Here is an 11,733-nt window from a genome sequence, read left to right on the forward strand (position 1 = left end):
CATGTCCTCGATCTCCCGAACCGTGCTGCGCGGAGGCCTTGTCGCCGACGGGCTCGGCGGTGAGCCCTTCCTCGGCGACGTCGTCATGGCCGAGGAACGGATCACCGCCGTCGTCCCGGCGAGCGCGCGACCCCTCGGCGGGTACGACGCGGAGATCATCGACTGCACAGGACGGGTGATCGCCCCAGGATTCGTCGACATCCACTGCCACTCCGACCTCACCCTGCTCGCCTATCCGGACAATGAGAGTCGGATCACCCAGGGCATCACGACCGAGGTGGTCGGCAACTGCGGCATGACCCCTGCCCCGATGGGCGGCGACCCAGCGGGCCTTGCCCGAGTGATCGGCACGATCGATGTCACGCCGGAGCTCGAGTGGACCTGGAACGACGTCGCCGGATGGCTGCAGGCGCTCGACGATTGCACAACGGCCACCAACGTCGCGGCCCAGGTCGGACACGGCTCAGCCCGGTTCGCCGTGAGCGGCACCAGCACGGCGAGTCTGGACGACAGCCACCTGGCAGCGCTCGAGCGCGAGCTGGAGGAAGCGTTCTCGGCGGGCGTCGTCGGCGCAAGCGTCGGATTGATGTACGCCCCCGGTGAGTCGGCAGGCGCCGAAGAGCTCGCGTCTGTCGCCCGCGTCGTCGCCGCGCACGACGGGATGCTGTCCGCGCACCTGCGCGACTACCGCACCGGTGAGCTGCGCCGCTCGATCGACGAGCTCGCCGATGCGGTCAGCGGCGACGGCCCTCGGCTCCAGATCTCGCACCTGCGCGGAATCGGCGGCGGCGAAGGCTTCGCGGAGGCACTCGCCCACGTCGAGACGCTGCGGGAGTCGAAGGACATCGCAGCCGACGCGTACCCGTACGTGCACGGGCACACCACGCTGACGCAACTGCTGCCGTCACAGCTGCGGGCCGCGGGCCCGGATGCCGTGATCGAGGCCTGTCTGACCGACCCCGCGGCGATCGCGCAGCACTTCGCGACGGCCGGCTACGGGTTCGATCAGATCATCGTCATGAAGGCCGCGAACACTCCCGACGCGGTCGGGCTGGATCTCACCGATTTCGCGGGTGATCCGTGGCGAGGACTGGTCGATCTGCTGGTCGTGAACGAGGGGCTCGTGGACGTCGCGGTCGAGAGCGGGCTGTGGAGCGATGTCGATCTGACCCTCGCCACGCCATGGGTCAGCATCGCATCCGACGGCACCGCGCTGAACCGGACGCACCGCTCCTCTGCCGCGCACCCCCGCTCATGGGGGGCCTTCTCCGCCGGATACCGACGGATGCGGCAGCACGGCACAGCCATCGGCGAGGCCGTCCGTCGCCTGTCCACCGCGCCGGCCGCGCGCGCCGGCCTCCTCAGCGGAATCGCAGAGGGGCATCGAGCGGACCTCGTCGTCTTCGATGACGCGACCTTCGATTCCGCGGCGACATTCGGGCAGCCGGCAGTGCCATCAGTCGGACTCGATCACGTCTACGTCAACGGCTCTGCCGTCATCGCCGCCACCCGCCCCACCGGGGCACGCCCGGGAACACTCATCAGGAAGGGCCAGCAGTGACCGAGAACGAAGCGCCCCTCGGCGTCGGAATCGTGGGAGTCGGCGGCATCGCGCTGTCCCACATGGCCGCGTTGCGCGTGTCGACGCGCGCGCGCCTCGTCGCAGTGTGCGATGTGGATGCCGCACGCGCCAGCGAAGTGGCGTACGCCGAGCGATGCGCCGGATACGGTTCGGCCGAAGAACTGCTCGCGGACGAGGCTGTCGAGGCCGTCATCGTGTGCACTCCGAACATGACGCACGAGGAACTGGGCGTCCAGGTTCTCGAAGCGGGCAAGCACCTGCTGATGGAGAAACCGCTCGCGCTGACTCCCGACGGAGCACGGGTAGTCGCCGACGAAGCAGCCGCACGCGGTCTCGCGCTCGCCGTCGGCCACAGCCATCGCTTCACCGATCAGAGCCTGGCGATCCGCGAGATCATCGACGCGGGCGATATCGGTACACCGCAGTTCGTGCGCGTCGTGATGAACGGCGGGTGGATCTGGCCGGGCTGGCAGTCGTGGGTGCTGAACCCCGCGCTGTCCGGAGGACACTCGCTTCATAACGGCACCCACCTCGTCGACATGGCGAGCTGGTGGATCGGCGAGCCCGCGACGAGCGTCTTCGCCGTCGGGCAGCATGCCACGAGCGAAGCGCTGGAGATCCACGACTACCTCGTCATGGAGCTCGGGTTCGCGAGTGGAGCATCCGCCGTGTGCGAGATCAGCCGGGGTGAACGACCCCGCAGCGCCAGCTACCTGGAGCTCACCGTCGTCGGCACCGAGGGCGTCATCTCGCGCTCATGGGATGCGGAAGGCGTCCTCGCCTGGACAGATTCCGGGCTGACCGCCTGGGGTGTGGACGGCTCCGGGAGCCGCACCTTCGCCCGCGAACTCGACGCCTTCGTCGCGGCGGCGCGCGGTGAGGCCGAGGTCGTTCCGCCCGTGTCCGCGGCGATCCACGCCGTCGACATCGCCGTCGCTTCGGAGGAATCGCTCCGTTCAGGACGCACGATCGAGATCGGAGCATCGGCATGACCGCCTCGCTGACCACCCGACCCGGATTCGGCCGCGCGCTCGCCGCGGTCCGCGGCGCCGAGATCGGGCTGCTGCGTGCTGTGGCGCTCGACATCGTCGCCGTCGGCGGGCCGGATGCACTGGGCACGCTCGGCGCCGAGGCGATCTCACTCATCCGCGCCGCGACCGGTCCGACCTCCGTCGACCTGCAGGCGCATTCGACGGCAGACGGCGACGCCACGACCTTCCTCGGCCGTGCCGGCCGGGGAGTCGCGGTGAGCGCGCACCTGTCGGTCGTCGCGGGGGAGAGTCAGCAGCCGCTGCGGGCGACGATCCGCCTCGTCGGCACGCACGGCTCAGTGCTCGTCGATCTGCTCCGCCCACTGCTCGACGTGCGAACCGTTGCCGGCAGGACCGAGGTTCCTTTCGGAGCTCACGGGGGCGATGCACCCGTGCCCGAGGCATCCGATGCACTCTCCGCTATCGCCGAATCCGCGCGATCCGGCCGAACGACGACGATCACCTGGTGATGGAGGACAGAACATGAAGTGGCTGACATTCGACGACGAGGGCACGACCCGGCACGGGTATGTCGAGGGCGACGAGATCGTCGTGACCGGCGACGGCGACCTGGCGGCCGTGGTGCGCGGCGACGCCGGCACCACCGAAACCGCTCGTCGTCCGGTCGAGGGTGCGCGCATCCTCGCACCGCTGCTCGCCCCGGGCAAGGTGATCGCGGTCGCCGCGAATTATCAGGCGCACGTCAAGGAGGCGGGCGCTCAGGCGCGCGAGAAGAAGACGGCGACGCCGCGACTCTTCCTCAAGCCCGACACCTCGATCACCGGCCCCGATGCGCCGGTGGTGCTCAACCCGATCACCACCCAGCTGGACTGGGAGGTCGAGATCGCTGTGGTGATCGGGAGCCGCATCCAGGATGCGTCCGTCGAGGATGCCCTGTCGTACGTGTTCGGCTACGCCACGAGCAACGACATCTCCGCGCGCAGCCTGGACCTGGGCGTCGAGCGCGATGGTGAGGCGTGGACCGGCTTCTTCGACTGGCTCGAGGGCAAATGGCTCGACGGCTCGGCGCCGATGGGCCCGTACCTGGTCACCGCAGACGAGGTGCCCGATCCGCAGAACCTCGCGCTCACGCTCGAGCTCAACGGCCAGGTCATGCAGAGCGGCAGCTCGACCGACATGGTGCACACCGTCGCCGAGCTCGTCTCCTTCAGCTCGCGGCTCATGACGCTCAACCCTGGTGATGTCATTCTCACCGGCACGCCATCCGGCGTCGGCGCCACCACCGGCGTCTTCCTCAAGCCCGGCGACAGCATGATCGCCGAGGTGCAGGGACTCGGATCCCTGACCACCCCGATTGTGGCGGCCGAGGGCCGTTCGCAGTAGCAGTACCCGATCACGAACGCATCACCCATCCACACCCATCCACCAGATCACGAGGAGCAATCATGCGATCACGTACCATCGTCGGCGCAATCGCGCTCGGCATCACCACCGTCCTATTGGCGGGCTGCACCGGCGGCGGTGCAGACGACGGCGGCTCGAGCGGCGACAGCCCGAGTTCGGCCAATCTGTACCTGTACCAGAAGCCGGTGCAGTTCAATCCGCTGGCACCGGGGCAGGGCGCCGAGCAGCTCACGATGTCACTGGTATACAACGGCCTGTTCAACGTGAGTCCCGACTTCGAGCCTGTTCCCCGTCTTGCGGAGTCGTGGGACGTGTCCGATGACGCCAAGACCTACACGTTCCACCTGCGGGACGGGCTCGAGTGGAGCGATGGCGAGCCCATCACGGCCGACGACGTCATCTTCACGTACAACCTGTTCGCCGACCCTGAGGTCGCCAGCCCCAACGCCGCACCGTTCGCGGGAGTCGTGGGATATCCGGCCGTCCAGGACGGCACTGCCGACAGCCTCGAGGGCATCGTCGCCGATGACGACCAGACCGTGACGATCACACTGACGGAGTCGACCCCCGGCTTCCTCGCACTCTTCGGCAGCGGTTACGGGATCCTCCCCGAGCACGTGCTCGGCGAGGTCGAGCCCGCCGCGATCATGACGGACGAGTTCTTCAAGCTCCCGACCGTGAGCTCTGGACCGTACGTCATGAAGGAGTTCAACGTCGACGAGAACGTCGTTCTCGAGGCCAACCCGAACTACTGGTCCGAGGTCGGCATCGACACGCTCTACCTCCAGATGCTCACCAGCGACGTGGCCACCGCCCAGCTCGCCACCGGTGAGACCGACCTCGTGCAGATCTCACCGCAGGATCTCACGACGGTCGAGGGGCTCGACGGCGTCACCGTCAGCTCGGCGCCTTCGCCTGGGTTCCTCCGACTGCTCGTGAACTTCACGAAGTTCGGTGATGAGCGCATCCGCCAGGCGTTCCTCTACGCCATCGATCGCCAGGGCATCATCGACGGCGTCCTCGGGGGCCACGGCGAGGTCATCAACAGCACGATCATGACACCCTGGGCGCTCCCCGACGACCTGGAGGCCTATGAGTACGACCCCGAGAAGGCGAAGTCCCTCCTCGAAGAGGCCGGGTTCGATTTCTCCCAGGAGCTCAAGCTGAGCTGGATCCCCGGGACGGCAGACCGTGACGCAGCAGTCGAGGTCGCACTCGAGAACCTGAAGGCGATCGGCATCAACGCGGTCGCGAACCAGATCGAAAGTGCGAACCAGCTCGGCATGATCGAGAACGCGGAGTACGACCTCATGGTCTCGGGCGGCGGAACGTACACTCCCGATCCGACGGTCTCGGCCAATGCGCTTCTCTGCGACCGCGTGTTCCCGGCCGGTGGCAACACCTCCCTCTTCTGCGACCCGGAGCTCGACGCGCTGCTGAACAAGGGCGCGGTGACGGCCGACGAGGCTGAGCGCACCGCGACGTACCAGGATGCTGTCCGCCTGGACAACAAGCTGGTGCCGTACCTGTGGCTCTATGTGCCGGACACCCTCTGGGCCGCGAGCGACCGCCTGCAGGGTTTCGAGCCGCACGGCGACTTCGCCAACGGCTTCTGGAACGCCGCCGACTGGACGGTGACGGACTGATCACATGCTGAGGGTTCTCGTCACACGCCTCGCCTCGAGCGTCGCCGTCTTCCTGCTCATCGCTGTCGGATTGTTCGCCCTCGTCCGCCTCGCCCCCGGCGACCCCATCGAGATGATGGTGCCGCCGGAGGTGTCGGGCGCGGATCGAGAGGCGTACACCGCGGCGGTCAGGGAACGGTTCGGGCTCGACCAGCCGATCATCGTGCAGTTCTGGCGATGGCTCGGGGGCCTGGTGACGGGAGATCTCGGCTACTCCTACACGAACGGACAGCCGGTCGGCGAACTCCTCGCCGACCGGCTGGGCCCGACGGCGCTTCTGATGGGAAGCGCACTCGTCATCGGCCTGCTCATCGCCGTTCCGGCCGGCGTGATCGCCGCGGTGCGGCGCAACACCGTGGCCGACTACACGATCAGCACCGTCAGCGTCGTGGCCATCGCCGTTCCGAGCTTCTTCCTTGGGATGCTCGCCATCTATACCTTCGCGGTGAAGCTGCGCGTGCTCCCGTCGGCCGGAATGCACGGCACAGGCCGCGACGATTTCGGCGACCTGTTGCTGCACATGATCATGCCGGTGGGATTGCTCGCCCTCGCCAACGCGGCGACGTTCATCCGCTACGTCCGCAGCGGGGTGCTCGAGGAGCTCGGCAAGGACTACGTCCGCACCATCGTCGCCAAGGGAGGGACCCCGTCGCGGGCGCTGCGACATGCGCTGCGCAACAGCCTCATGTCGCTGATCACCGTGGTCGCCATGACGGTCCCTGCCGCCTTCTCCGGCGCGGTCGTGCTCGAGCAGATATTCGCCTGGCCGGGCATGGGCCAGCTTGCGATCTACGCGCTCACGAACCGCGACTATCCGATCCTCATCGGCTTCGGCCTCTACACGGCGCTGCTCGTGCTCATCTGCAACCTGATCGCGGATCTCTCCTACACGATCATCGACCCGAGAGTGAGGACTGCACGATGATCAAGCGTCCCAGCCTCCTTCCCACGTCGGCCGTCAACCTCGTCTCGAACGGGCAGGCGTCCTCGCCCGACAAACTCGCGCTGCGCCGGTTCGTGCGCAACCCGATTGCGGTGATCGGTGTGATCGCGCTGCTGATCACGGTGATCGCGAGTGTGCTCGCCCCGGTCATCAGCCCGTATGCGCCGACTGCGATCGACCTGGCGAACGTGCGTCAGCCTCCGTCCGCCGAACACCTGCTCGGAACCGACTCGACGGGCCGCGATGTCCTCAGCCGCTTGCTCGCCGGCGGCCAGATCTCGCTCATGGTCGGTTTCCTGGCCGCCCTGATGGCTGTCGTGATCGGCACACTGGCCGGAGTCGCAGCCGGATGGTTCGGCGGAGTCGTGGACGGCGTCATCAGTCGCGTCATCGACATCATGCTGTCGGTGCCCGCAGTGCTCGTCATCATCGTGCTGGCCGGGGTGATCGGTCCGAGCGTGCCGATGCTCATCGTCGTGATCGCGGGGCTGGCGTGGCCGTCGCCGGCGCGCATCGCCCGCAGTGTGGTGCTCAGCCTGCGGGAGGAGGAGTTCGTCCAAGCCGCTCGGGCGTTCGGTTCGCGGACGCGATACATCATCTTCCGACACCTCGTGCCCGGCGTGCTTCCTCCGATCGTGGTCTCGGCGACACTGCTCGTGGCAGAAGCCGTCCTACTCGAATCGTCGCTGTCGTTCCTCGGCGCCGGGGTCCAGCCGCCGCAATCCAGCTGGGGCAACATGCTCAACGAGGCGCAGTCCCTCACCGTCCTGTCATCCATGCCATGGCTGTGGGTGCCGCCGGGACTCATGATCGCCATCACCGTCCTGTCGGCCATGGCCATCGGCGACGGCATCCGTGACGCCATCGACCCCCGGAAGAACAACTGACATGACCGACGAGACATCGAAGGCGCCTTTGCTCGCCGTGCGCGGCCTCACGCTCGACATCTCCACTCCGAACGGTACAGTGCGGATCCTCGAGGAGGTCGCGCTCGAGATCCGCCCTGGCGAGATCGTCGGCGTCGTTGGCGAATCCGGCTCCGGCAAGAGCATGACGGCGCTCAGCGTATTGCGCATCCTGCCGCCGGGCGCGCGGGTGGTCAGCGGAGGCATCGACTTCGAAGGGGTCGACCTCGCCACGCTGAACTCATCTAAGATGCGCAGCATCCGGGGCCGGCGGATCGCGATGGTCTTCCAGGACCACATGACCACGCTCGACCCCGTGGCCACCATCGGTGCGCAGATCGAAGAGGCGTTCCGCATCCATCATCCGCGCGCCTCCCGCACTCAGGCGCACGCGCGGATGGTCGAGGCGCTGACCCAGGTCGGCGTCCTCGACGCGGAGGAGCGCTCGACGCAGTATCCCCACCAATGGTCGGGAGGAATGCGCCAGCGCGCCGTGATCGCGATGGCCCTCGTCAACGATCCCGACCTCATCATCGCCGACGAGCCGACCACCGCGCTCGACGTCACGATCCAGGCCGAGATCCTCGCGCTTCTGCGGGGACTGCGCGACAGTCGCGGACTGTCGATCATGCTGATCACTCACGACATGGGTGTCATCGCCGATATGGCCGACCGCATCGTCGTGATGAAGGAGGGGAAGGTCGTCGAGACGGCCGAGGCGCATGCCCTGTTCGCTTCGCCCGAGCACCCTTACACCCGCAGACTGCTCGACGCTGTTCCCCGACCCTCGCATGAGAAGCCTGCACCGGGTGAATCGGATGCCGCGGCAGCGCCCGTCGCACTCGCCGTGGACGACCTCGTCGTGCAGTACAACCGCTCGTGGCGGCGGCAGGGCTTCCGCGCCGTGGACGGCGTGAGCTTCTCGGTGCCAGCCGGCAAGGTGGTCGGCCTGGTCGGCGAATCCGGCTCGGGCAAGTCCACGATCGGCAAGGCCATCGTGGGGCTCGCGCCCATCGCTTCCGGCAGCATCCGTCTCGGCGGCGTCGAGTTGAAGGAACTTCGCGGACGTGCCGCCCGCGCGGCGAGCGAGACCTACGGCATGGTCTTCCAGGATCCCGCGTCGTCGCTGAACCCGAGAATGACAGTGGGAGAGTGCATCGCCGAGCCGCTCGTGGCGCACCGCCGCACGATGGGGCGCACCGCGCGCCGTGCCCGCGTCGTCGAACTCCTCGAACAGGTCGAGCTGCCGTCTGCATGGATGACGCGCTTCCCGCACGAGCTCTCCGGAGGCCAGAGACAGCGCATCGGCATCGCGCGGGCCCTTGCTCTCGAGCCCGAGCTGCTCATCGCGGACGAACCGACGTCGGCACTCGACGTCTCCGTCCAGGCCGCCGTCCTCGACGTGTTCCAGGAGCTGCAGCAGCGGCTCGGGTTCTCGTGCCTCTTCATCAGTCACGACCTCGCGGTCGTCGAGCTGCTGGCCGAGAGCGTCGTCGTCCTGCAGCACGGCGAGATCGTCGAGCAAGGCGACGCGTGGTCGGTGCTCAATGACCCGCGGACCGAGTACGCTCGCCGGCTCGTCGATGCCGCACCGATTCCCGATCCCGCGCTTCAGCGCGCGCGTCATCTCACGACCACCATCACCGTCTAGAACCATCCGATCAGTCAGAACGCCCCCAACAAGGAGAAACACGCAATGCGCATCATGACCGTCTACGCACATCCCGCAGACACGATCACCAACTGCGGTGGCACGCTTGCACTGCACGCCGACGCCGGTGACGAGATCGTCGCAGTGATCCTCACGCACGGTGGTCGCATCCACCCCAACGTCTACGCGGAGGAGGGGCGCAAGGAGGATGCGGACGAGAGCCTCATCGCCGCGGATCGTGCCGAGATCATCGAGAACAAGAAGGGCGAACTTCGACGTGCCGCCGACATCATCGGGATCGGCACCATCGAGTTCCTCGACCACGACGACGCCATCAGCGTCGTGCGTGAGGACATGGTGGACCAGGTCGCCGAGATGATCGCCAAGCACCGCCCCGACGTCATCATCGCCGACTACCCGCAGAACCCAGTGGTGACGAACTCGGCGCACACGATCGCGACGATGACGCTGATCGCCGCGCTCGATCGCGCTGCGCAGTTCTTGAAGAACCTGGACGGCAAGGACGAGGTCAACGTCAAGCAGGTGTTCCTGGGCGGCCTTCCGGTGCTCGCCAGCGACGCGCTGTCCACCTATGGCGTGCGCAACGACCTGATGATCGACATCAGTTCCGTCGTAGGACGCAAGATCGCGGCCATGGACTGCTTCGTCAGCCAGGGCTACGACGGACCGTTCGCCCGCAAGCTCATCGAGGCGAGCAACGGTGAATTCGGGCGCTCGGCCGGCGTGGCCCTCGCCGAGCCGTACGTGCGCTTCCGAAGCGAGACCAGGGCACTGCTGCCGGTGACCGACTACGCGGAAGCGGCGGATCCGCTCATCCGTCACATCTCGTACTCGCAGTTCGACGTGCGGCGCGAGTTCCCGATCAAGTAGCGCACCCGCCGTTTCGTCCCGAACCATCCACCGAAGACAGGAGAACCGTGACCGGCGTGAACGACCTCATCGACCGACCGACCGAAGAGTTGCCGAGCCCTGCCGTGCTGATCGACCTGCCGACGCTGCGCCGGAACATCGCCGAGATGGCGAAGCTCGCGGACGGTTTCGATGTCGCTCTGCGGCCGCACTGGAAGACGAGCAAGTGCGCCGAGGTCGGGCGCCTGCAACTGGAGGCGGGGGCGGTCGGGCTGACGGCGGCGACAGCCGCGGAGGTCGAAGCGCTCGTCGTGGCCGGGTTCGAGGACGTCTTCTGGGCGTATCCGCCCGTGGGCCCGCACCGTATCGCCACGGCGCTGCGCGCGGCACGACAGGCACGACTGATCGTCGGCGTCGACTCGCTCGCGTCGGCGGAACCGCTGGCGGAGGCCGCGGCGGCGGCGGGCCTGACCATCGAGGTCCGACTCGAGGTCGACACCGGGTTGGGGAGAACCGGTGTCGACCCCGACGAGGCGCTCGATATCGCATGGCGGCTGGCGCACACGCCGGGGCTCGTGCTGGAGGGCGTCTTCACCCACGAAGGCCACGTTCAGGGCGTCGGCGCCGATCCTGAACGTCGCACCGAGCTCGGCACCGCAGCGGGTCGGCTGCTCGCCGAGGTCGCCGAGCGGATGCGTTCGGACGGGCTCGAGATCCCGAGCGTCTCGGTCGGCTCGACCGCGGGTGCGCGTTCCGCTCCGAGCGTCGCGGGAGTGACCGAAGCCCGACCCGGCACCTATGTCTACGGTGACGAGAACCAGGTCGCGATCGGGACGATCGACCCGGCCGACACCGCGATGACGGTGCTCAGCCGCGTGATCAGCACCGAGCGTGGCGAGACCGTACTGGTCGACGCCGGGATCAAGGCCATGAGCTCGGACGGTTCCATGCACGGCGACGGCCGGATCGGCACCGTCGTGTCGGGCAGTGACGGGGTGTCGGACGGCGAGGGCGTGCTCGCGACAGGGCATGAAGAGCACGGCTTCCTCCGCGGGTCGTCACCGAAGCGGGTCGGCGAGTTGATCCGCATCCGCCCCAACCATGCCTGCGGTCTCACCAACATGCACTCGCACGTCTTCGCCGTCGAGAACGGCGTCGTCGTCGACATCTGGCCCGTCCTGGGCCGCTACTAGAAAGGAAATGTCTTGCAGCAGATCTCATCCCCCACGGCTCCGGAGCCGGCGGGCACCTACTCATCCGGCATCGTCAGCGGGGGCTTCCTCTTCCTCGCGGGGCAGGGTCCGTTCAACACTGAGACCGAGATCGTCGGCGAGAGCTTCGCGGATCAGGTGCGGCAGACGTTCGCGAACCTCGAGGCCGTCGCCGCGGCGGCCGGCACATCGATGACCAATGCCGTGCGCATGGGCGTCTACCTCAACGATCTCGCCGATTGGGCCGAGTTCAACGAGGTTTCCAAGGAGTTCCTCACCACCCCGTACCCGGCACGCACGGCGGTCCAGGCAGATCTGAACGGCTTCCTCGTCGAGGTGGACGCCATCGTCGCTCTGCCTGACGACCGCAGTTAGCAACGTTGGCCGGCGCGAGACCGAGTTTCCCGCACGAGACCGACCCCATCCGGGTGGGTCTCATGCTGCAGGCTCGGTCTCGCTGCCGCAGCCGACCCAGACACCCCCCGTTCAC

At 67.6% G+C, this 11,733-nt stretch carries 11 protein-coding genes; all 11 read left to right on the forward strand.

What is annotated here, in order from left to right:
- Position 1 precedes the first annotated feature (1 nt).
- The 11 genes from ACP7AR_RS13510 to ACP7AR_RS13560 all read left to right on the forward strand — a co-directional run bounded on the left by ACP7AR_RS13510 (position 2) and on the right by ACP7AR_RS13560 (position 11,618).
- Positions 2–1,561 carry an N-acyl-D-amino-acid deacylase family protein gene (locus ACP7AR_RS13510; RefSeq protein WP_426186688.1) on the forward strand — a complete coding sequence of 520 codons (1,560 nt, stop codon included), beginning with the start codon at positions 2–4 and terminating at the stop codon, positions 1,559–1,561.
- A complete protein-coding gene (locus ACP7AR_RS13515) occupies positions 1,558–2,574 on the forward strand; it encodes a Gfo/Idh/MocA family protein (protein ID WP_426186691.1) in 1,017 nt (338 codons plus the stop codon). The genes ACP7AR_RS13510 and ACP7AR_RS13515 overlap by 4 nt, the downstream gene beginning before the upstream one ends.
- Positions 2,571–3,083, forward strand: coding sequence for a hypothetical protein (locus tag ACP7AR_RS13520; RefSeq protein ID WP_426186694.1), 513 nt, complete (start codon positions 2,571–2,573; stop codon positions 3,081–3,083). The genes ACP7AR_RS13515 and ACP7AR_RS13520 overlap by 4 nt, the downstream gene beginning before the upstream one ends.
- A gap of 13 nt (positions 3,084–3,096) precedes the next feature.
- Positions 3,097–3,957, forward strand: a complete 861-nt coding sequence (locus ACP7AR_RS13525; RefSeq protein ID WP_426186697.1) for a fumarylacetoacetate hydrolase family protein — start codon at positions 3,097–3,099, stop codon at positions 3,955–3,957.
- 62 nt (positions 3,958–4,019) lie between these two features.
- Positions 4,020–5,624, forward strand: a complete 1,605-nt coding sequence (locus tag ACP7AR_RS13530; protein ID WP_426186700.1) for an ABC transporter substrate-binding protein — start codon at positions 4,020–4,022, stop codon at positions 5,622–5,624.
- Positions 5,625–5,628: 4 nt separating this feature from the next.
- Positions 5,629–6,588 carry an ABC transporter permease gene (locus ACP7AR_RS13535; protein WP_426186703.1) on the forward strand — a complete coding sequence of 320 codons (960 nt, stop codon included), beginning with the start codon at positions 5,629–5,631 and terminating at the stop codon, positions 6,586–6,588.
- Positions 6,585–7,493 carry an oligopeptide ABC transporter permease gene (opp4C, locus tag ACP7AR_RS13540; protein ID WP_426186706.1) on the forward strand — a complete coding sequence of 303 codons (909 nt, stop codon included), beginning with the start codon at positions 6,585–6,587 and terminating at the stop codon, positions 7,491–7,493. The genes ACP7AR_RS13535 and opp4C overlap by 4 nt, the downstream gene beginning before the upstream one ends.
- Position 7,494: 1 nt before the next feature.
- Positions 7,495–9,162, forward strand: a complete 1,668-nt coding sequence (locus ACP7AR_RS13545; RefSeq protein ID WP_426186709.1) for a dipeptide ABC transporter ATP-binding protein — start codon at positions 7,495–7,497, stop codon at positions 9,160–9,162.
- Positions 9,163–9,207: 45 nt separating this feature from the next.
- Positions 9,208–10,053 carry a PIG-L deacetylase family protein gene (locus ACP7AR_RS13550; RefSeq protein ID WP_426186712.1) on the forward strand — a complete coding sequence of 282 codons (846 nt, stop codon included), beginning with the start codon at positions 9,208–9,210 and terminating at the stop codon, positions 10,051–10,053.
- Positions 10,054–10,100: 47 nt separating this feature from the next.
- Positions 10,101–11,225, forward strand: a complete 1,125-nt coding sequence (locus ACP7AR_RS13555) for an alanine racemase (protein ID WP_426186715.1) — start codon at positions 10,101–10,103, stop codon at positions 11,223–11,225.
- Positions 11,226–11,237: 12 nt separating this feature from the next.
- Positions 11,238–11,618, forward strand: coding sequence for a RidA family protein (locus tag ACP7AR_RS13560; protein WP_426186718.1), 381 nt, complete (start codon positions 11,238–11,240; stop codon positions 11,616–11,618).
- Positions 11,619–11,733 lie beyond the last annotated feature (115 nt).

The organism is Microbacterium sp. TWP3-1-2b2 (assembly GCF_049896145.1).
In the GTDB taxonomy this organism is placed as follows: domain Bacteria; phylum Actinomycetota; class Actinomycetes; order Actinomycetales; family Microbacteriaceae; genus Microbacterium.